Annotated in this window: 25 protein-coding genes; 5 read left to right on the forward strand and 20 right to left on the reverse strand. The window is 46.5% G+C overall.

Annotation, left to right across the window (positions count from 1 at the left end; genetic code table 11):
- Positions 1–25 precede the first annotated feature (25 nt).
- Positions 26–679 carry a PD-(D/E)XK nuclease family protein gene (locus XM38_RS08340; protein ID WP_080811346.1) on the reverse strand — a complete coding sequence of 218 codons (654 nt, stop codon included), beginning with the start codon at positions 677–679 and terminating at the stop codon, positions 26–28.
- 86 nt (positions 680–765) lie between these two features.
- Positions 766–1,452 (reverse strand): Uma2 family endonuclease, encoded by a 687-nt coding sequence (locus XM38_RS08345; protein WP_080811344.1) that lies wholly within the window; start codon positions 1,450–1,452, stop codon positions 766–768.
- A 632-nt stretch (positions 1,453–2,084) separates the two neighbouring features.
- Between XM38_RS08345 and XM38_RS08350 the strand changes: the two genes are divergently transcribed.
- Positions 2,085–2,648 carry a Uma2 family endonuclease gene (locus tag XM38_RS08350; protein WP_080811342.1) on the forward strand — a complete coding sequence of 188 codons (564 nt, stop codon included), beginning with the start codon at positions 2,085–2,087 and terminating at the stop codon, positions 2,646–2,648.
- 697 nt (positions 2,649–3,345) lie between these two features.
- Here XM38_RS08350 and XM38_RS08355 read toward each other — a convergent pair.
- Both XM38_RS08355 and XM38_RS08360 read right to left on the reverse strand, forming a co-directional pair.
- Positions 3,346–3,582: a HEPN domain-containing protein gene (locus XM38_RS08355; RefSeq protein WP_080811340.1), complete on the reverse strand. Its 237-nt coding sequence runs from the start codon at positions 3,580–3,582 to the stop codon at positions 3,346–3,348.
- Positions 3,579–3,986: a nucleotidyltransferase family protein gene (locus tag XM38_RS08360; RefSeq protein WP_080811338.1), complete on the reverse strand. Its 408-nt coding sequence runs from the start codon at positions 3,984–3,986 to the stop codon at positions 3,579–3,581. Before XM38_RS08360 ends, XM38_RS08355 begins: the two co-directional genes overlap by 4 nt.
- 355 nt (positions 3,987–4,341) lie before the next feature.
- Between XM38_RS08360 and XM38_RS28805 the strand changes: the two genes are divergently transcribed.
- From XM38_RS28805 to XM38_RS08375, 3 genes are read left to right on the forward strand one after another with little or no spacing between them, the layout of a single operon-like run.
- The gene (locus tag XM38_RS28805) at positions 4,342–4,527 is read left to right on the forward strand and encodes a helix-turn-helix domain-containing protein (RefSeq protein WP_080811337.1); all 186 of its coding nucleotides are present in this window, start codon (positions 4,342–4,344) and stop codon (positions 4,525–4,527) included.
- A gap of 20 nt (positions 4,528–4,547) precedes the next feature.
- Positions 4,548–4,913 (forward strand): winged helix-turn-helix domain-containing protein, encoded by a 366-nt coding sequence (locus XM38_RS08370; protein ID WP_187329331.1) that lies wholly within the window; start codon positions 4,548–4,550, stop codon positions 4,911–4,913.
- Positions 4,871–5,353 carry a transposase gene (locus tag XM38_RS08375; RefSeq protein ID WP_187329332.1) on the forward strand — a complete coding sequence of 161 codons (483 nt, stop codon included), beginning with the start codon at positions 4,871–4,873 and terminating at the stop codon, positions 5,351–5,353. Before XM38_RS08370 ends, XM38_RS08375 begins: the two co-directional genes overlap by 43 nt.
- Here the strand turns inward: XM38_RS08375 and XM38_RS08380 are convergent.
- The 7 genes from XM38_RS08380 to XM38_RS25860 all read right to left on the reverse strand — a co-directional run bounded on the left by XM38_RS08380 (position 5,345) and on the right by XM38_RS25860 (position 10,017).
- Positions 5,345–5,557, reverse strand: a complete 213-nt coding sequence (locus XM38_RS08380; RefSeq protein WP_080811330.1) for a type II toxin-antitoxin system RelE family toxin — start codon at positions 5,555–5,557, stop codon at positions 5,345–5,347. The genes XM38_RS08375 and XM38_RS08380 overlap by 9 nt on opposite strands.
- Positions 5,554–5,793 (reverse strand): hypothetical protein, encoded by a 240-nt coding sequence (locus tag XM38_RS08385; protein WP_080811329.1) that lies wholly within the window; start codon positions 5,791–5,793, stop codon positions 5,554–5,556. Before XM38_RS08385 ends, XM38_RS08380 begins: the two co-directional genes overlap by 4 nt.
- The gene (locus XM38_RS25855) at positions 5,786–5,935 is read right to left on the reverse strand and encodes a hypothetical protein (RefSeq protein WP_187329333.1); all 150 of its coding nucleotides are present in this window, start codon (positions 5,933–5,935) and stop codon (positions 5,786–5,788) included. The genes XM38_RS08385 and XM38_RS25855 overlap by 8 nt, the downstream gene beginning before the upstream one ends.
- Positions 5,932–6,345, reverse strand: coding sequence for a type II toxin-antitoxin system VapC family toxin (locus tag XM38_RS08390; protein ID WP_080811327.1), 414 nt, complete (start codon positions 6,343–6,345; stop codon positions 5,932–5,934). Before XM38_RS08390 ends, XM38_RS25855 begins: the two co-directional genes overlap by 4 nt.
- Positions 6,342–6,581 (reverse strand): antitoxin family protein, encoded by a 240-nt coding sequence (locus XM38_RS08395; RefSeq protein ID WP_080811326.1) that lies wholly within the window; start codon positions 6,579–6,581, stop codon positions 6,342–6,344. Before XM38_RS08395 ends, XM38_RS08390 begins: the two co-directional genes overlap by 4 nt.
- Position 6,582: 1 nt before the next feature.
- Complete coding sequence (locus XM38_RS08400; protein ID WP_080811325.1) at positions 6,583–9,240, reverse strand: NACHT domain-containing protein; 2,658 nt, start codon at positions 9,238–9,240, stop codon at positions 6,583–6,585.
- A 606-nt stretch (positions 9,241–9,846) separates the two neighbouring features.
- The gene (locus XM38_RS25860) at positions 9,847–10,017 is read right to left on the reverse strand and encodes a hypothetical protein (protein WP_187329334.1); all 171 of its coding nucleotides are present in this window, start codon (positions 10,015–10,017) and stop codon (positions 9,847–9,849) included.
- A gap of 68 nt (positions 10,018–10,085) precedes the next feature.
- Here XM38_RS25860 and XM38_RS08405 point away from each other — a divergent pair, with 68 nt between their 5' ends.
- Positions 10,086–10,559 carry a hypothetical protein gene (locus XM38_RS08405; RefSeq protein WP_080811323.1) on the forward strand — a complete coding sequence of 158 codons (474 nt, stop codon included), beginning with the start codon at positions 10,086–10,088 and terminating at the stop codon, positions 10,557–10,559.
- Between the two features lie 474 nt (positions 10,560–11,033).
- Here XM38_RS08405 and XM38_RS08410 read toward each other — a convergent pair whose 3' ends face one another.
- From XM38_RS08410 to XM38_RS08450, 9 genes are read right to left on the reverse strand one after another with little or no spacing between them, the layout of a single operon-like run.
- Positions 11,034–12,185: a DegT/DnrJ/EryC1/StrS family aminotransferase gene (locus XM38_RS08410; protein ID WP_080811322.1), complete on the reverse strand. Its 1,152-nt coding sequence runs from the start codon at positions 12,183–12,185 to the stop codon at positions 11,034–11,036.
- Positions 12,186–12,191: 6 nt separating this feature from the next.
- On the reverse strand, positions 12,192–12,824 hold the full coding sequence (locus XM38_RS08415) for an acetyltransferase (protein WP_080811321.1): 633 nt from the start codon (positions 12,822–12,824) through the stop codon (positions 12,192–12,194).
- A complete protein-coding gene (locus XM38_RS08420; protein ID WP_088431591.1) occupies positions 12,821–13,477 on the reverse strand; it encodes a sugar transferase in 657 nt (218 codons plus the stop codon). Before XM38_RS08420 ends, XM38_RS08415 begins: the two co-directional genes overlap by 4 nt.
- Positions 13,477–14,721 carry a glycosyltransferase family 4 protein gene (locus tag XM38_RS08425; RefSeq protein ID WP_080811318.1) on the reverse strand — a complete coding sequence of 415 codons (1,245 nt, stop codon included), beginning with the start codon at positions 14,719–14,721 and terminating at the stop codon, positions 13,477–13,479. The genes XM38_RS08420 and XM38_RS08425 overlap by 1 nt, the downstream gene beginning before the upstream one ends.
- Positions 14,722–14,729: 8 nt before the next feature.
- Complete coding sequence (gene wecB, locus XM38_RS08430) at positions 14,730–15,842, reverse strand: non-hydrolyzing UDP-N-acetylglucosamine 2-epimerase (RefSeq protein WP_088429510.1); 1,113 nt, start codon at positions 15,840–15,842, stop codon at positions 14,730–14,732.
- Positions 15,839–16,978 (reverse strand): glycosyltransferase family 4 protein, encoded by a 1,140-nt coding sequence (locus XM38_RS08435; RefSeq protein ID WP_306441479.1) that lies wholly within the window; start codon positions 16,976–16,978, stop codon positions 15,839–15,841. The genes wecB and XM38_RS08435 overlap by 4 nt, the downstream gene beginning before the upstream one ends.
- The gene (locus tag XM38_RS08440; protein WP_088429512.1) at positions 16,978–17,913 is read right to left on the reverse strand and encodes a D-glucuronyl C5-epimerase family protein; all 936 of its coding nucleotides are present in this window, start codon (positions 17,911–17,913) and stop codon (positions 16,978–16,980) included. Before XM38_RS08440 ends, XM38_RS08435 begins: the two co-directional genes overlap by 1 nt.
- A gap of 6 nt (positions 17,914–17,919) precedes the next feature.
- Positions 17,920–19,257, reverse strand: a complete 1,338-nt coding sequence (locus XM38_RS08445) for a hypothetical protein (RefSeq protein WP_088429514.1) — start codon at positions 19,255–19,257, stop codon at positions 17,920–17,922.
- Positions 19,258–19,316: 59 nt separating this feature from the next.
- Positions 19,317–20,615 (reverse strand): lipopolysaccharide biosynthesis protein, encoded by a 1,299-nt coding sequence (locus XM38_RS08450; protein ID WP_187329335.1) that lies wholly within the window; start codon positions 20,613–20,615, stop codon positions 19,317–19,319.
- Between the last annotated feature and the right edge of the window lie 24 nt (positions 20,616–20,639).

Raw genomic sequence — 20,639 nt, forward strand, 5'->3', positions numbered from 1 at the left:
CAGCTCAATCACTTAACCTGGGCGGCTAAAGATTTTCCACGGCATCGGCATAACTATACACTTCGATTCCCAATGCCGCTGCTACAGGCAAGGCGCGATCGTCCACCATGGGTGAAATCACTAGCTTGCGGCTAACGGGTCGTTGGTGGTGCTTTTGATAAAAGGTCGTCTTGCGATCGCAGGTATACATATCTGCCTTACTCAGGGAGGACTTGATCTCACAAATAAGCACGTCTCCGTTTTTGATAATGATGTCTAACTCCACCTGATCGGGCCGACCAAATACCTCGCCTGTATCGTCAAAATCGTTAATATTCAACACCTGCACCCCGAAGGACTCTTCTAGGATGCCCTTAAGGGCATTACGGAAACTTGCTTCAGAATAGAGCCCCCAGCGGGAACCCAACGCCCCGATGGTACTGTCATGACGCTGATCATGACGCTTCAACTCTGCTAAGACGTCTCGATTATGCTGGTGTTGTTCATGCCACTGGCGCGTGTTGTCTTCTCTATCGCGCTGCAGTTCTGCTAAGACACGGTCAAACCGGCTTTCGGTGTCGACTTTGCCAGCATAGTAGTCAGACACTGTCCTCAGCACAAAATCCCTGATGGCTGGATCGTTGGCGATCAAGTCGGGGAGGATGTCTTGCAGGGTCTGTTTCAGCTCGGCACTGGCCATGGGGAGCGACAGCGGATAGACTCTTCAATTCTATCGTTGGCGCCCTTGCCCCCGGCATCGCCTGCCAGAGGCGGGGACATTGACATCTACCCATCGTCAGGGTCAACACTGAGGGCTCTCAGCCGTTCGGCCAATCGGGCCGAGCGTTGGCGCTCCTGGTGCAACAGTTCTGCCTGGGTCGGCAGTAGATCGCCCGTAGCCGTGACCCACCGCAGCCAAACGGCATCCACAGTCTGGTAGCAGCCTTGCCAACGCACTAATCCTAAGCCCAGCTGTTGGCTGGCAAGGACTCCAGCGTCATTGAGGGTTAAAGGCTCGTAGTAGCCACCTACCAGGCGAAACCCGGCCCATTCTTGCGGATTAAATGGATCAAACCAGAAATACTCAGGTACTCTTACTTGCTCGGCATACACCTGCTTTTTCCTGGTTTTATCATCGACAGCTGTGCTGTCTGATAGGAGCTCGATGACAACGTCTGGGCCTTTGCCCTCTTCCCACACCACCCAGCTTTTGCGTTCTCCTTTGGGAACGCCTAGGACCACGAATACATCCGGTCCGATGAAATCCTGATGACGAACTTGGGCCAGGCTGTAGTAGAGAAACATGTTGCCGCCTACGTACCCATCCTGTCGCCCGGCTAACCAAGGGTATAGGGTCTCAATCAGGAGATCCGATTGCAGCTTATGGCGTTGGGTCTCCATGGGGACACCGTCGTCGCAGGGGAGGTCATGCTGAGTGGGGGGGAGGGCGCTATCGAGGGGATGGCTGACCATGGGGTGAGCTTGATGGCAATGGGTGGTGTGCTTTCAGGGTAACTTGGATGCAGTGAGAAACATCAGTACCAGCAAAGTCCACCGTCGCTGACGGGATAGTCAATCAGTGGCATCTCTTTGACCAGAGTGTGTGCATCTGATTTAAGCCCTGGGCATTCTAGACGATACCTACATGGCCGTCGGTAGTGAGGCCTACGCCGCCGCCCTATAGGTTTATAACTACGCCAAGGCCAATCATCGGGGGGCGGGGCTGGATACGGCGGTGAAGGATCTGGGCCTGCGGTTTGCCCGTCGGGGTAGAGGGAAGTCTGCGGTGGAAGACCAGCCCTAGGAGAGTCGTTGCGCCCTCTCGCCGGGCCAACCGTCAGCGTGAGGATGGAGCAAAATTCTCCTGACAATTAACTGAATAGCGTTTCTCCGAGACAGTTGCTGTGTTGAGCAGTAACGGTCTTTGTTTTGCCGGTTATCGATACGAAGTTTCCGGCTCCCCTTCTCACGCTCTGGAAGTGAAGATTATGAAAGTGGAATGCCCTCAACAATTTGCTGTCCTCTGCCACAGGATAACACTACATTCAGTTTCTAGATAGAATGGGGATTAGTTTCCGATCTGGCAGATAGAAGGGTAACTCCAAATGGTACAGGCACCATCTAAACTACTGACTTTAGCAGAGTTCTTACGCTTACCAGAGACGAAACCCGCAAGTGAATACATCGATGGTCAAATTGTTCAAAAACCGATGCCCCAAGGGAAACATAGTGCGATTCAGGGGGAGCTTGTCGCTGCTATCAATGGGGTCGTTAAATCTAAGCGTATTGCTCGTACATTTCCTGAGCTGCGCTGTACCTTTGGTGATCGTTCAATTGTCCCTGACATTGTAGTGTTTCTCTGGAACCGAATTCCTCGTGATGAAAATGGGGAGGTTGCCAACACGTTTCCTGCTACGCCAGATTGGACAATTGAAATCCTATCTCCTGATCAAAGCCAGACAAAGGTAACGAAGAATATTCTTCACTGTCTGCGGCATGGAACCCAAATGGGTTGGTTAATCGATCCGGATGAGAAAACCGTGTTCGTCTACCGTCCAAAACAGGAACCTGACGTATTGGATCAACCAGATGAAGTTATTCCTGTCCCGTCGTTTGCAATTGATTTACAGCTTACAATCGAAGACTTGTTTGCTTTTTTGTTGGAGTAAGACTTGAGATGAAGCCAACTGTCCAGCTTCCACATGAGTGAAACCGTCTACGATGAGATTTTAGAGGAAATCTACAGGATTCGAGAGGAACATGCAAAAGTATTCAATTATGATTTGAAGGCTATAGCAATCACAGTTGAATTTCGAACAGCATCCCATAGACTATAGGCTTTGTAAGTGATTCTCATTCTAAATTCAGTTAGGCTTGCTATATTTGTGATGACTTGCAGAAACGACAAGCAGCAAGCGGTAGAAAAATCATTTCTAAACCTCTTCGCCAGCCTCGCCAGCCGCATAATCGGGATTCGTGAGAATTCGGGAGCATCTCAGTCTTGCAAGTTTGCCCTCTCCCCCTCAGTTCCCCTCTCCCATTTTTGCACCTAGGAAAACATTTATCTGTCATTCCCACGGCTCACGGAGTGTGCCCGGAGGGCGTAGCGGGAATCCAGGGCGTAAATCTCAGCTAGGCCCAAAGCGCTCTACCTGGATTCCGGGTCGCGCTGCGCTTGCCCGGAATGACGTATTGCAGTTGTTATAAATCATCTTAATGTTGGTTGTCTTAGCGGATTTGATATCAGATGGTCGGCGCAGGTCGATTTTGATTGTATAGCAGCGGTTTACTCAGAGAGAAGCTACTTCGTGTCTATAACCGCCCCGCGTTAACGTTTTGTCAGTCAACCAGCATTCCCACAGTATGCTAAGACTGAGTTATGGTCTTAGCGTTATGAAAAGGCGCAATAGCAAATTTAACCCCAAACGCAGAATGCTGAAGGTTGAAGAATGTGATTTGCTGTATCAATAAAGCCTGAGTCGCATAATACATTGCATAGTGAGCACGAGAAACACAGGCTCGATAGCGCTTATTTTCTGAAAGCAATTGAGACGTTTCTAAATCCTCTCCAGCCAGATTCAGAAGTCGAGAAACGCTACTCATACTAAGATGCCTTCTCGACGGACATTCCAAAGTAGTGGAGAATTACGATAAAGAAAATCATTATGAGCTATTGGCATCACGGAAATCAGTTCATCATAGTCAAGCAATATAGCTAAACCAGCATCCGCCATGCGAAAAATTTCATCACCGTGGGAAATCGTTTCATCTCTGAGCACCACCAACACATCTACATCTGATTCCTCAGTTTCCTCATGACGAGCAACCGAACCATACAGCACTAAACTGGCTAACCGCTTGCCATAGAGTGCAGTCAGCTTCTGCTTAAATTCCCGTAAAAGCTGCTTAATTTTAGGATTGAGAGTATCAGCGTCCTCAATGGTCGGAAGGTCACTTACTTGACAATCGGTAGCCTGGTCCGTGGGCTGATGATTTGAAGCAACCATAATTGCAACCTGATTGCAATACTAAGTATAGAGGGCAGACGCTGGGATTGGAATGATTCTGATGGATGTAAAAAACTTTACTGTAACTGTAATTGTATAACTGTAATACTGTAAACCCGTGCCTGTTCAAGACGACCCAGTGCCTGTTTAAACAAGGCTGGCTTTGTTTAAAGACGAAGCAGTTCCTGTTGAAGACGAACTTATTGCTGTGGTTTTTGAAATTCCCTCGTTACTGGGGAGATGGCCTGATGGAGCGTTGGGCTGTAAACCTCGTCCAACTTGAGACCTGGAGTTTTAGGCGAACCCAAGGTAGGGTAGAGACCTGTCCAAGATTCGTTCGCATTCATCATAGCGCTTGCTGGCGATTTATGAAATTGCCCAAGGCGACAGTGCGACTCAAGTGGCCTACCAGAGTCACCGGAACCCGCAAACGGTGATGGAGTGGGTACATCGCTATAACGCTCACGGCCCTGATGCCTTGACCTACCAGCGCAGTGGAGGTCATCCCCCCCTTTGTCGGATGAGGTCAAGCGCGGCATAGACCAAACCCTTCGGCATGCGTTGGACGTAGCAGCCACGCCCCCTCAGCAGCGCAGCGAGGAACCGGTTCCCCGCTGGACCCTCAAACGCCTCGTGCGGTGGGTGAAAGAGACCTTTGCCATCGACTGCAGTCGAGAGACCTTGCGAAAACTCCTCAAGGAATTAGGCTTTTCCTGGAAGAAGGCTCGAAAACTGTTGAATAAAGCAAATCCAGAGCAGCGAGTGGCTTTTCTCAAAACGTTGGAGAAGCTATTAGACGACGCCCTGCATGAGCGCTGTTTGGTGGTGTATCTGGATGAGGCGCATGTCCATCTCGACACCGATGAAGGCTATGGCTGGTCCATTTGCGGTCAGCGGTTCTGGGTTTCTTCCAGTTCCCTGGCTTAGCGAAGGTCTCCTTTTATGGACTGTATCTCTACAACCTGGGGCAGGTTCGGATTTGGCCCTTCGAGCGGGCGAAACAGGAGAACACCGTCGAGGTGCTCAAACGATTGCGGGTAGAGTTTCCCGATGTCCCCATTAAACTGGTCTGGGATGGGGCTCCCTATCATCGGGCCAAACTCGTGCGAGAGGCGGCTCAAACCTTGGACATCGGGCTTGTGCGGTTGTCAGCCTACAGTCCTGATTTTATGCCCGTCGAGCATCTGTGGCACTGGTTGCGGGAGGACGTCACCTATCACACGTGTTATGACCAAGAAGCCGATTTAATCGCCCAGGTTGATCGCTTTCAAGCACGGATTAATGCCGACCCGATTGCCCTCGCTGATCGCTTGTGGGTCAAATCTCATCTGGATCCTAAGGAGGAAAAACTCCGGGTTTCAACCTAGATGAGGTTTAGATGCGATAGCCCTGCGGGGACTTCCTGTACGAATACGGTACTCATTGTCAGAACCTTTCATCTTGACCACCCCATCAGGGCGTGGATCTTCGGCAAGTTGCTCAATCTTCTTAGCGATGCGATTGTAAACGTCATCAGGCAAAGCATCTAGCTGTTTTTGCACAGCTTTCGGTGTGATGATGGTGTAGGTCATGCCGATCGCTCTGCCCGTTTTGCCTTGTATTCATCAAAGGTCATGTAATCCCCTGCTTCGTAGTCAGCACGGGCAGCCTGAATTTCAGCAATGTCCTCGGTCGAATCTTCATCATCGGGGAATAACTCGGCTTCTAGAAGTTCCCAAAGCTGATGTTTTTCAGCAATGTCTAGTGAGGAAATTGCTTGCAGCAATGATTGAAATGAGATGTCTACTTTCACAATATTCTCAGCCATTAGAACTTGCCTCTGTTTTTATTTTTGCATCGTGTATTTTCAATTGCTCCTGTGCCCATTCTCGCAGTTGCTCATCGAAGTCATAAGCCGCTTTGTTGCGCAGCGGTTTGATCGTTTTGGGGGGAAGCATGATTTTAATCATGGTTGCAACCAGTTTTGAATTTGCAATTCAGGAATTCGTTGAAAATGACTGAGGTTATTGGTGATTACACATAATCCTTGAGCCAAAGCAGTAGAAGCGATTAGGATGTCTGCATCTCCAATCAGTTCACCTCGCTGTCTCAAAAGTGCGTAGATGTCAGAAGCTTTGATAATGATTTCATCAGTCAGCAGCAAAATGATATTCACCTCACAGAAGAGATCGAATGCCGCAAGCTGTTTTGTTGCACCTTTTGCTTTTAGTCCACGCAGAATCTCATATCGAGTAATGATCGAGAAAGTGAACTGTTCATGAGCGACCAAGTACTCCTGAGCTTTCGGAATCACAACTGGATCCTGGCGCAGGATAGCAGAGAGAATATCCGTATCCAGAAGTGCAGGTAAAACGGTCATTGAATCAGTGAATCCTCAAAGAAACTTTGACGCTCTAAAGCAATTTGCTCAACGTCTTGAATCTGCTCAGCAGAAAACCCTTCATAAACTTCAGCCGCCAACTGAAGCATTTGCTCTGGTCTTATTTTGGTTTGCGATTTAACAATCAACTGAACTTCCTGTCCTTCAGATAACTCTGGTACTTTTAATGGACGAAAGATCCCATTCTCATAAACTGCTTCTACAATCTGTTGCATATTATTCGACCTCCATTTCTAATTTTTCATTTTGCATTTTTAATTGCTCCTGTGCCCATTCTCGTAGTTGCTCATCGGGATCGTTGATGACGCGATCGCGCAGCAATTCAAAAGTTTTGGGATGGATGGAATAATGCTCAAGGAGAGCACGTAGAGCAATTTTACGAGGATTAATCGTTAGTGTCTCTGTGTCAGATTGAAAGGGATCTTCTACTGTAAGATCGCACAAAAGCTTGAAGATTTCAGGGTTTTCTACACAGCTTTGGATTAATTCTTCTAGTGCAGCTCGTCGAATCAGAGAATCTCTATTATCTTTAGAATGTTTTTTTAGGATGCATACTGCTTCTGAGAAATTAGAAAAGTATTGCCCTATAATTCGTAGAGCCGAAGTTTTAACTAGTGATTCGTGATCTCGCGTAACAAATTCATCTAGCCAGAGCAAGCTATCCTTAGGATCTTTCTGCATTTTCACTATTCTGTCTATTGCTCTTAGTTGGAATTCAATTATAGATACCCAGTAATCTCCTGGGACTAAACTATATTGAGCTAGTTCTTTGAGGGATTTAATAATGTCTGATTCCGCATCTTTGTAGATGCATCTGTTTCTCGATTCGAGGAAGCAGTCAGCAGCAAGAATAACACTTAGAAATGAATACTCTTCTTGCCTGTAAGTTTGCCCCAATAGGAAATTTATAGCTTGAACTGCAAAATCGCTACTAATCATTAAAATTATAAGTCTTAAAGTTTCATGCCAGGTTTCATCTTGCCAGTGTTGACCGAATATATCATCGCGTAGTTGTTCAAAGGTGAGGGTGTGCTGTTTCTCGAAGCGATGAACAATTTCAACCGCACAAAAATATTCTAAAAAGGTGCGGTGCATGAAGCCGTAGGTGTCGACTCCGCGATAGCAGAGGATGAAGTTACGTTCGCGCAGTTGTTGAATCAGCCGATTGGCTTTTTCGCGGGGTTCACTGAAACCCTGATCGCGCAAATATTTGGTCAAAATGTGGGTGAGGCGATCGCTACTAATCAAATTACCCTTCAGCCCCTCTTCCCCTGCCTGCATCTCATAGGCAATCAGGCGCAACATCTCTTGTTTCTCCCGCCGCCCGATCGCATCCATCGGAATCTGCAATCGCTTGTGATCCACATCCCAGTGGTAGAGCAACACCCGCGCAGCCTGGTCATAGAGGTCGGCGCGATCGCGGGGTAACTCCTGCCGTCGATTCAGAATTGCCATCATCGTCAGCAGTAGTGGATTGTCTGCCAGGTTGGAGATCGCTTTGGAATTGGCGATCGCATCTTTCAATCGCTGTTTTAGCCGCACTTTATCGGGATCGCTGCCCATTGATAAGTCATACCAGCGATCGATAAACTCGTGAATCTCGTCGGTATCGAGGGATTGAATTGTGAAGTGACGAAAACTGCTGTGCTGAAGGCGATCGGGGTTGTAACCAATGATGCGAGATGTGACCAGCACCTGAGCTTTGGGATATTGCTGGGAAAAGCGAATAATATCGTCAATGACGGTCGATTGGGTGGCGCGATCGAACACCTCATCCAGACCATCAAACATCACCAGGGTAGGAGACTCCAGTAAATACTGATGCAGTTGATGTTGATCAAACTGCCAATCTACACCCCGACCTTGATGGAGAAATTCGAGAAAGTTCGCAGATGGATTGATGGCGAATTCCCGCAACTCAATCAATAACGGTAGTTTCTCTGTCTTGCCTTCGACCCATTCCAGTGCTAGGTATTGCAGCAGACTCGACTTACCCGATCCTGGATCTCCTAAAATCACCGTCCGTTGCGAATCTGCTACCGCTTCTAAAACCTTTCGTGCGGGTTGCTGAAAGTACTCGTGACGATAACGCTCTAAGGCTTCAGGCGATAAATCTGCTGCAAGTTGTCCTTCGGCTTGCAATTGTCGTTTCAAGTCCAGAGGCAGGTCGTAGCGCATTGGGGGCAAGGCTTCTCGCACCGTTTGCTCAATGAACATTGCCCAGAGCTTGATGGCATCAACGCGATCGGTGCTGTCAAGGGTGTATAGCTTCAGATAGCCATAGCTGGACTGCAAACTGGCTCGATAAGTCTCAACATCAAAGCCGGGTGAGAGTTGCGCGGTATTGCGGGCAATGTCTTCTAGTAGATCGGTTTCAAGCAGCGATCGCAACTCTGGATTCGCTTTAACAATGCCCTTGACCTCATACACATATTCCTTGCAAATGCCCCGCCAATCAAACTCTTCTAAAGGAAATTGCCATCCAGAAACTTGATATTGTTGTGCCCAGATTTGCTCTAACTGCCCGTAATCAATTTGCTTACAATCCTTCTCAAAAGCTTTTCCCAGAATGGGGCGCACCGCCTTATCCTGCACAAACTTCTTGATTACTGCTTTGTAGTGATGCTGAATACTGGTTTCGGGAACGTCGTTAATCTGAAGCTCTTTAATAAATCGCTTGATAAAGTAGCCAACTGCTTCTGCCATCGGTGTTTTCAGTGCTGTGGCATTGAGTCGGCTGACTCCACTACTCAGGCAATCTTTAAAGAAATCTTGAACATACCCCTCAAGAACAGGCTTACTCAAATCGAGAACCTGCTCTAGCACTAGCTTGCCTAGCTCTATTCCTGTTGTGGCTGCCACCCATTCCAGCATACTGAGATTTCAGACGTGACCTAAAACTACCTCTAATATCGCATCCATATTGGGGAGATGCCAGAGATTTCAAGCTCAAGCCACAACAGACAACCTTGCGCTACGTCCCCACCAGTAACTCAGGCGGCACAACCAGGAGTAATCTCTCGATCAGGAGATCCGATTGCAGGTTATGGTATTGGATTGGGGATACCGTCGTCACAAGGGAGGTCATGCTGGAGTGGGGAGAGGGCGCTATCGAGGGGATGGCTGACCATAGGGTGAGCTTGATGGCAATGGGTGGTGTGCCTTCAGGGTAACTTGGATGCAGTGAGAAACATCAGTACCAGCAAATTCCACCGTCGCGGACTGGATGTATCGAGGCTTCTGGTAACCCGCGCAGGCGGGTTTTGCGTCTGTAGCTGCGGTTTTAACCGCCAAGCTAAACAGTTTTGTCAGTCAAGCAGGGAATGACAGATAACTGTTTTCCTAGGTTGATTAACCGGATTTCCTATCAATTGTTATGGATCGCGCTTCATTGGCAAGGCGTGATAGACCTCGCTAAGACCGCACTTAGTTTTCTGAGCCGGAGAGGTCGCCCGGGGAAATTTCGCTTTCCCCGGACCCCTACGACCAGGGCAAACCGTTGCCCTGGACCCTACGGACGGGATAGTCAATCAGTGGCGTTGGATCGCGTTGCATCGGTGGGGATGCCAGGGGGATGTTGCTGGCCTCTGGCATTTGCAGCTGAACGCTGCCATCTGGGTTGACGTGGGCCCGGAGTCTTAAGGTTTGCATGAGAGGGTGTGCATCTGATTTAAGCCCTGGGCATTCTAAGTATGCAGTTTACAAAGGAGCCATAAATCATGGCTAACAATCAAGTCAGTGCATCGCTGTCCGCCTCTGATCAGGCGGCGGTGCTATCCGCTATTGCCCAGATCAAAGCCAGCATGGACTTTTTAATCGACCTAACGATTCAAGACCGCAAACAGCTGCCCAAGATGGGCGATAAAAGCCGCGCCTTTGTCGGTCGCGCCCTGGAAGTCGCCACCCAGAATCCCGACTTTTTGCCCCGCTCCTTCGACGTGGAGGAAATGCGACGGGATGTGGAATTGACAACCGCCATGGAGCCTGTGGTTCTGGCTCTGAAGCAGCTCTATGAACTGGTAGACGATACCTACATGGCCGTCGGCAGTGAGGCCTATGCCGCCGCCCTATCGGTTTATACCTATGCCAAGGCCAGTGATAAAGGCGCTGGGCTGGATACAGCGATGAAGGATTTGGGCATTCGGTTTGCCGGTCAGGGTAGACGGCGGTCTATAGTGGAAGGGCAAGCCTAGAAGAGGTGTTGTGTCCTCTCGTCTGGCCAACCGTTAGCATTAGGAGGAATTGATATAACCCTGACAATTAACTCAATAGTGTTTCCCTGAGACCGTTGCTGTGTTAGACAGTGACGGTCTCAGTTTTGTTAGGCCCCCAGGGCATCAATCGGGACTCCTTTCATGTTCAAGACGAAATAGTTCCTACTTAAACAAGCCCGACTTTGTTTAAAGACGAAATAGTTCCTACTTAAACAATGCTGACTTTGTTTAAAGATGAAATAGTTCCTACTTAAACAATGCTGACTTTGTTTAAAGATGAAATAGTTCCTACTTAAACAATGCTGACTTTGTTTAAAGACGAAATAGTTCTTGTTGAAGACGAACTTATTGCTGTGGTTTTGAGATTCCCCTCGCTACTGGGGAGATGGCCTGGTGGAGCGTTGGGGCTGTAGATGCGATGCGATCGCAAGTCAATATTGTCTCTGTGCCATCTCAAGACAAATCGGTTAGATTTATTTGCTCATGAAGTCTGTTAATGACTTGGATGATTTGTAGTCGATCGTCTTGCGTGAGATTAGAACCTGAAGGGAGACACAAACCGCGCTCAAATAGGTCCTGAGCTACTGTCCCACCAATAAACTTACAGTCTGAAAATACAGGCTGAAGGTGCAGAGGTTTCCATACAGGGCGGGCTTCAATGTTTTCCTTAGCCAGCGCCTGGCGAATTGTTTCCCGATTACAGCCGAATCTCTCAGGATCAATGCTCAAGCAGGTCAGCCAGCGAGTTGAGCGCCCGAATGGGGCTTCTGGCATAAATTCAATACCAGGTAGATGACCTAGCCCAGCTTGATACATTTCAAAGTTATGACGTCGGGCCTCAACACGATCACCCAAAACCTGCAATTGGCCCCGACCAATCCCGGCTAGAACATTACTTAAACGGTAGTTATAGCCAATTTCAGAATGCTGATAATGGGGAGCAGGATCACGGGCCTGGGTAGCAAGAAACCGGGCTTTATCCACCAATGACTGATCTGCAGACACCAGCATTCCACCTCCGGATGTGGTGATAATTTTATTGCCATTGAAAGAGTAGATTCCGATTTTACCAAATGTACCTGGTGCTCGGCCTTTATAGGTAGCCCCGAGAGCTTCTGCGGCATCTTCAATCAGAGGAATATCATAGCGATCGCAGGTTTCAAGAATGGGATCAATATCGGCACTCTGTCCATACAGGTGAACCAACACCACCGCTTTGGGGAGATTTCCCGTCTTGGCTCGCTGGATCAGCACTTGTCGCAGCAGCTCAGGATCCATATTCCACGAAGTGCGATCGCTATCGATAAAGACAGGTCGAGCTCCTAAATAGGTGATGGGATTAGCTGTAGCTATGAAGGTGAGGGTAGAACAAAGAACCTCATCCCCGGCAGTTACACCAACGAGGCGAAGTGCCATATGTAGTGCGGCGGTGCCTGAACTAACTGCTGCAGCATGAGGACTGCCTACAACCTGGGCAAATTCGGCTTCGAAAGCTTCGATGTGAGGGCCAGCAGGGGCTAGCCAGTTCGTCTTGAAGGCTTCTTTGACTAATTCGAGTTCGCGGGTACCCATATGGGGGGGGGACAGAAAAATGCGATCAGCCATGTCTCCTCACGGTGAGCCTAAGGACCGCATAATCTTAGCGGGACAACCATAGGCTAAACAATGCGATGGCAAAGACTTTACCACCACAGCCCCGGCTCCACAGATAGTTTGTTCTCCGACGGTTACACCAGGACAAAGGTGACTGCCGACGCCAAGCAATACACCGGTACCCAATGTCACCTGACCACAGAGTGAGCAGCCAGGGGCGACATGGCAGTAATCGCCGATCACACAGTCATGATCGATGGTGGCACCAGTGTTGATGATGACGTGATGTCCAATTTGTGCATCGGTGTTGAGAACAGCATTGGCCATAATCACGGTACCGAGCCTGATGTTGACGCCGATTGCGATTTGAGCAGAAGGATGGATAGCTGAGGTAAAGGAAGCACCGTAGGTTGTGAGTTTTTCAGCGATGTGTTGACGGATAGGATTGCTACCGATGGCAACAATCCAGTCGCCCTGAGCAGCCATCTGGGCCAGGGTATCCCCCCCCTGATAGACGGGTACTCCATGAATGGTTTGGTTGCTCAGAGCAGGCGAATCATCAACGAAGGCAGTGACTTTTCGCCCTTGCTTGAGCAGGATATCTAAGACAACTTTGCCATGCCCACCAGCACCGTAAATATAGAGACTCATTGGGGCGATCGTGACTCAGGCGAATTTCGGTCGGATAAGCGTCCCTGAAATTCAGGCATGGTTGCTTGTCCGGGGTGGCTAACTCCCTCTCGCTGCAAGACTTTAAACAGGGTTAAGCTTAAAATCCTGAGATCCAGCCACAGGTTCCAATGATCGATGTACCAGACATCTAGCTTAAATTTCTCTTCCCAACTAATTGCATTGCGTCCATGCACCTGCGCCCATCCGGTAATCCCAGGCTTCATTTCGTGACGACGTGACTGCTCGGAGGTGTAGCGCTCTAAGTACTTCACTAGTAGTGGACGTGGCCCCACGAAGCTCATATCGCCTCTCAACACGTTCCACAACTGGGGCAGTTCATCGAGACTGGTTTTGCGCAAAAACTGGCCCAACGGTGTCAGGCGCGCTTCATCAGGCAGAAGAACTCCCTGGGCATCGCGATCATGAGTCATGGTGCGAAATTTATAAAAGGTGAAAATGTAGCTCCCTTTGCCTGGACGGGGTTGGCTAAACATTACAGGACGCCCCATCTTCAGATAAATAGCGATCGCGATCGCGATTATCAACGGTGAACATATCAGCAGCACGATTGCAGCGCACATCCTATCCGAAAACTCCTTGACAGTCCTAGGGAAAAAGCTCTGATGGGCCATCATTTAACAGTTCTAAATTCTTCCACAACTTCTTCGAGCAGTTCATTAAGCTGCTCACCTAGATGTTGATAACTGTGATAGCGTTCCACGTAAGCACGCCCTCGTTTCCCCATCTCAACCCGTTCCTCAGGTGACAGAATCGCTAACTGGTAAACTGCCTCTGCCATAGCCTTTGGATCTTGAGGAGGAACAGTTATTCCAGCTCCCGCTTCAGCAACAGGATCATTTCGTGCGGAGCAAGCAAATACAATGGGTTTTTGGGCAGCCAGATAATCAAATAGCTTATTAGGGCTTATTCCATATCTGAAAACATCAATTTTAAGTAGATGAAAAATTAGGACATCCGCTTCTGCTATCACTTGAGGAACTTGAGACTTAGGGATGCTTTGTTCTAAAGTGACACTCTTAATGTCCAGTTTCCGAGCATAGTCCTTAAGATATTGTTTCTGAGGACCTTCTCCAATTAGTCGCCAGCGAATGGGACACAACGGGTAGCACTTTTCTAATTCTGCCGCTGCTTCAATCAAAGTTTTAAGATCATTTGCTGGTCCATGAGATCCCAAATACATAACCGTAAAAGTTTTCTGAGAATCATAGACTAATGGAGCAGACAAGAAAAAATTCAGATCCACGGCGTTAGGCAAATAGAATATTTTTTCCCTTTGCACATTGAATCGACATATACATTCGTGAGCATAAGGAAGTAGAGTAATAATCTTATCTGCTCTTCTGTAGAGATAGGACTCTAACCATCTCAAAAAAAGTGCTAAAGGATGGTAAGAACTAATAACAGCCATGTCAATCAGCGTTTGAGACCATAAATCTCGTACTTCAAAGCAGAAAGGAATCTTATAACGCTTGGCAATGCGCTCTGCTGCCCAAACAGCAAACGGATGAACAGATGAACCAATAATAATATCTGGAATGTCGTCAACATACTGAGGCAACTTCAATGTTTGCCAGGCAAAACTTATCATATTCAAGAGTCTACTCACACCATTGCCATGATAATTTAAGGTAGGTAGAAACAAAAAATCGACATGACTATCTTTTTCAATAGAGATAGATCTTTTGGATCTACTCCTTGATATATTTTCTGGATGATGAAGTAGATGATGCTTATTAGCTACAATGACAAGCACCTCATGCCCGTACTTGGCTAATTCTCGAGCCAACGCATAATGGCGAGTACTGGAGCCGCTATCTGGAGGAGTGGCATAGTGATTAACGAGCCAAATTTTCATGATCAACGTTAAAAATCAGCTTCCAATAAAGTTTTCAGTATGTTAATAGCTGCATTTCCTTGACCATATAAATCATTTGATCGCTCCATCTGCCAATAGGTTGATTTATGCCTTATTGATTCCTCTGCTTCCAGAATTTTTTCTAAATTAGCTTCAACAACTCGATTAAAGCCTTTTTCAACTAACTCTACCCACTCGGTTTCATCCCGCAGGGTAATGCAGGGCTTCTGGAAGAAATAGGCTTCTTTTTGCAGACCACCGCTATCGGTTAAGACACCCTGGCAACGAGATAGAAGTGTAATCATGTCGAAGTAGCTGACGGGCGCTAACAGACGAATGTGGGGGAATGAGGAGTCTTTCAGGTATTTTTGGGTGCGGGGATGCAGGGGCAAGAGAACAGGACGAGTACGAGAGATGGTATCCAGAGCGGTCATGATGTGGTTGAGGCGGGTCGGGTCGTTGGTGTTTTCGGCCCGGTGGAGGGTAGCTAGGTAGAAGGGGGCATCGAGTTCGTCGAGCAGCGTGGCGATTGCGGCACTGGGCTGGGCGATTTTCTGGTAAAACAGGACGGCGTCGTACATGACATCGCCTACTTTCTTTACCTGGACAGGTCTTGATCCGGGAATATTTTCTTTCGCCAGGTTGTTGATGGCAGTATCAGTCGGGCAAAAGAGCCAGTGAGAAATCTGATCCGTAAGGACACGGTTCACCTCTTCGGGCATGCGCAGATTGTAAGACCTTAACCCCGCCTCAACGTGGGCCACAGGCACGTGGAGCTTGGCAGCAGCCAGAGCACCGGCCAGGGTGGAGTTGGTATCGCCATAGACAAGGACCGCATCAGGCTGTTCGTCAAGGATGGCCTGCTCGATTTTTTCCAGCATTCTGCCGGTCATCGCCCCATGAGACATGCCGCCGATATTCAGGTGATAGTCGGGATGCGGGATTTGCATCTGCTCGAAGAAAACATCAGACATATTAGTGTCGTAGTGCTGCCCGGTGTGCACGATAATCTCGTGCACGGGTCGGTCAGGGTGATGCTGGTTGTGCTGGGCGATCGCCCGCGAAACGGTGGCGGCCTTAATAAACTGGGGGCGTGCTCCCACGATGGTCAACAGTTTCATGCCAGCAATTCCTCGTAGAGAGACTTGAGCTTTTGGGCTTCTGTTTCCCAGTTATACGTTGTCTCGATGGCTCGAAGACCATTCTGCCCCAGGCGTTGGGCCTGATCAGGGTGATTAATCAGGTATTCAATCGCTTCCCGAATGGCAGACACGTCTAACGGATCAACGCAGATGCCACAGTCGTTACCCTCGATGATTTCCCGCCAGAGAGGAAAGTCGGAGGCAATCACAGGTAACCCGGCTGACATGTACTCAAACATTTTGTTGGGTTGAGCATCGATATGATTCGGCAAAGGATGGAAAAGGACTAATCCGGCCTGAGCTCGAGCCAGGGTTTGGGCAACGGCAGGGCGATCAAGTTGTCCTAACTCTTGTACGTTGGCCCATCCTGGCAAGGAAACAACCCGCTGACGCTGCTGGGAATCAGCAAATTGCCCGGCTAGCAGTAGTTTGACGTCTGTTTGCCCAATAGCGTCAACCATTTCTTGAATGCCACGGATCTGGGCGATGCCGCCGACGTAACAAACAACTCGCTCTTTCTGAGACCAGTCAAGGCGGGGGGTGTGTAGTTCGTTAAGGATAGGGTAGTTGTTGATGTTGACTGCATGGCAGCCCAGTGATTCAAAACGGTGGGTAATGTGAGGTGTGGCTGCGACGACTGCGTCAAAGCGACGAGCAGAGAAGGTTTCTAGACGCTCGACTATCCAGGCGATGGTAGCACGCCAGACTTTTGGGATATAGTGCTTGGAAAGAATTTGACGCGGAACGTCTTCATGGACATCGTAGATTACGGTTTTGCTCTGCAGCTTCAGGAGCAGACCAATCAGAACGAGTTCAGGGTCATGGAAGTGATGAAGCCTAGAATTTGCTTCTAATACTCTACGATAAACTTGAAAGGTCGTGAAAATCATGCGCTGGAGACGATTTCGAGGTATCGAAAGCGCTTCGATACTTATACCGTCGATGTTTTCATCCTTAGCATGGCGAACAATAAGAATCACTCGATATCCAAAAGATGTTAGAGATTTACATTCTTTCTGAAAAATCCTAGTATCGAACAGAGAGTGTACAGAAGTAATTTGTACGACTGATTTCATTAGATACCTATCATCATATTCTCTAAGACAGAAGACCATCACTTAGATGCTGGTACTTCTAACCTATACCTGATTTTGCCCCATAAGGCTCTCACTCTCTTGGGAAGAGATACATAATCATCTAACCACTTATCCGAACATTTCTGAAGTTGAGGCTCATTGAGCTGCGTCCCAAGATATTGCATCAACGCAATATGGATTTTGTGATAAGAGACAGTAGCGAAGTTTGCCCTGCCTGACGGACTCCTTTGCAGATCATAGGCTGACCAAGTAGATAGATCCCAAAGGGACCATTGATTTGACAAAGTATCTATCAGTTCTGAAAAGCCGATTTGAGACTCAATATCCGGCTCAATATTGATAAGATCTTTAATCCCTACTAAAGCATACAGGAACCCATTAAGAGTATGAGAAGGGCGTTTAGAAGGATACTCTTCTAAGAAATCCCATTTCCCATCTATTTTGGAGCGAACTCCATCATTCTCAACAGACAAAGAAAATGGGTAAGTTGCCTGAAAGGCTTTATCTAAATATTCTGCATTTTTAGTTAGCAAGTAAGCACGAACCAGCACACTAATGCCTTCCCCCTGCGCCATACAAGAAATCCAAGGAGCTTTTAAGTCGCCCCAGTCAAAGTGATATTTCCAAAGACCGTCTTCAGATTTCAAAAACCAATCTGCCATGCTCAAGAAGATATCGCGGGAATTTTTGTCTCCATTGCTAAGGTGTCGATTGAAATGGGCTAAGGCAAAAGCTGCAATCCTTGTGGGGTTATATTGGACTCCAGCAGTTTTATATTCCTTGACAGGAATACCGAGAGAATCTTTAGGATAATAATAAAATTTCTCATTGGAGAGAGTAAAACCTAGTTCCAGGGGATAACACTTGCTATTCTCAATGCTACTGACCAACTCATATTTTTTACTTCCCCAAAATGCTTCTGATATGTCAATAGAAAGCTTACGTAAGGTCATTTTACTCTAACCCCGATGACCAGTATCCAATTTTCTAAAATCATTCTTTTTAGGAAAGATTGAATTCAAGATCAATAGAAGGAGAGTGGCAGAAAGCAGTCCCCTACCAGCTAGTACTGAGTAAACGTTGGTCATCATTAATTGTGCTGTTGCAACTAAAACTACAGCACGAATTCCGATTGTTAAAGCATCCGCCCTACAACGATCTAAAAATATCTGAAAAGAGGCTAATAGCAATGCAATTAGAATGGTTCCTAGAACCGCACCAGCCATCCCCCAATCTGCAAATAGGGATGCAAAATACGACGCATTAACCAAACCACCTGGAATATTTCCTTGCAAAAAATCGTTATAAATTAGGGATGCAGTTGATTGATAATCTTCTTGAAAAATCAAAGCTAGCCAACGATTTGAACTAAAACCCGCATGAGAATAAGCGCTTGTAAAAGCATCAAAGTATATAGCACTCGCTTGAGAAGGAATCAAAGTAATTCTACGCCACAACATACTGATGGCTACAATAAGAGCCTCACCTCCAGTGCTACCTAACCAGAGCGGATAAAGGAGTGCTGGAATAAATAAACTCAAAAAAGCCATAAGTAAGAATTTCCGGCTTTTCAGATTACCTTTATTTGAAAAATATTTCGAAAGCAATACAATCATCAGCAAATATGCTAGTGGCGCTTTCGCAGCGGTAAATAAAGAGAATAAAGTGGCTGCTACTATAACTGACCAGAGATGTACTCTAGAAACTAATCCTCGTGAATGAAGCGCTACGAGAACACCTGTATAAATTGGATATAGCAACGCACGACTGTAGGCATATATTAAAGTTAAAAATGGCCCAAAATTACTAGTTAAACCTCCAATTCTCAGAATCATTGTTTCTCTAGCTTCGCCAGGATTGAATATCAAGAAAAAAGCAGCTATATTTTGTATCCCTTTATCTAATAAATAAAACAAAGGAAGGGATATAAAAAAAAATGAAATCAAGGGTGAAAAATTTGATATTTGAATATCTCTGACTGAAAAGTCCGTCCTGAAAAATGCTGTTACTTGCTTTTTTCGACCATGATCTAAAAGCAAAAACCATGCGCTAGTAAAAAATATAAATATGTAGGGTACTAGCCAAACGGCAATCATGAATAGATGTTCATGATAATCAGCAATATAAATCTCTAAGGCTCTCAAATAGATGAATAAAAAGTAAGACGCAATGAATACGTATGGAATAGAAAGATAACGAATATTTCCCCAGAGAAGTTGAACTAGATATCCAATCACAATGGGATTTACAACCCAGTGAATTAGATAAAGATACCAATATTTATCAAAGTCAAGCATTCTCTTATTTAGTAGCACTCTAAAGTTGACAAGAAATCAAACTTCAATGGAAAGAGACTTTAAAGTGGTGGACTATTGGTATTCAATTTAATTAAACCATAGTGAATGATAGCAATCAAGCATAAATATGCGAACAAACTGGCTAAGGTATAAGCTAAAATGGCATCGAATGCTTCCCAATTAGCTCTTTTTGCAAGAAATAAAGTTGCTGAAATAAGCAATAGCCTTCCTATATCCCAAAAAAACTGTAAGTCTTGTCTTTCGATAATATTTAGAGTTTGGGAGAATGGTACCACAACTAATTGTACTAGGTAGGTAATGGACAATACTCTTACATAGTGACCCGCTTCAATCCAAGAACTGCCAAAAACGACCTGAAATAGCCAAGGTGCTGTCAAACCAAAGATAGTCATAGGGAGCACACTAACCAGTAGCATCCTTACCATTAACTTTTTAAGCAGCGGCATAAGGGCATATGGATTTTGATTGTAAACGCTGGCAGCCTCATTAAAGTAGACATTGGCAACTGACTTACCGAGCAAAGATATCGGTAAACTGACTACCCGTTGACCTAATGCAAACCAACCCGCTATTTGAGGGCCATACATTGCTGCCAGTAAAATTGAAGGTAGATATAGACCTGCGCTATTGAAGAGAGCTGAACCTGTAGAAATTAAAGGGAAACGAATATAGCGATTGGCAACTTCAAACACGTTTACCCAGCTCACCGCATCAAATATGGCTTTTCGCAATCCAGAGTTCAAGTAATAAAAGTGAAAGTTACCAAGAGTACGCCCCAGTATATCTCCAGCAATAAGCCCTAAAGATTTGATTTGAAGAAATCCTATACCTATTTGAATAGCCGTAATACCAAATGACTGAACAAATTTAGTCTTAGCTATTACAGAGAATTTTTTCTGTCTGACAGACCAATAAGTAAGGATGTTATAGATTCCACTGACAATCACACCAAGTGGCAAAAGCCATATTGATATGCCCAAATCTTGGTCATTGAGCCACCTCCCTAGATCTTCTTTAAAGATCCATATAGCTAGACCCAAGCTAAAACATGATAGGCATAATAGTAACAACGATAAAAATAATAAATTGGCAGCACTCTCATCATCCTTGGTTATTGGAATAGCTAGTTCGTAACGCAGCGAAGCAATAACGGCTAAAATTGCTGAAGCGGAAGCGTAAACAGTGAAAGTCCCCAATTCAGCTGGTGTGTAAATTCTAGTAATAATAGGAGATGCAGCTATGACTAACGCCTGACTCAGCATCGTTCCAGCGGTCATCAGGAGAATATTTTTAATAAATTGCTTCCCTGCTAATCGTGTTATCAGCCAGTTTGGCAAACTTGATAGCCTATAGTACATTTG

Source organism: Halomicronema hongdechloris C2206 (genome assembly GCF_002075285.3).
Lineage (GTDB): Bacteria > Cyanobacteriota > Cyanobacteriia > Phormidesmidales > Phormidesmidaceae > Halomicronema_B > Halomicronema_B hongdechloris.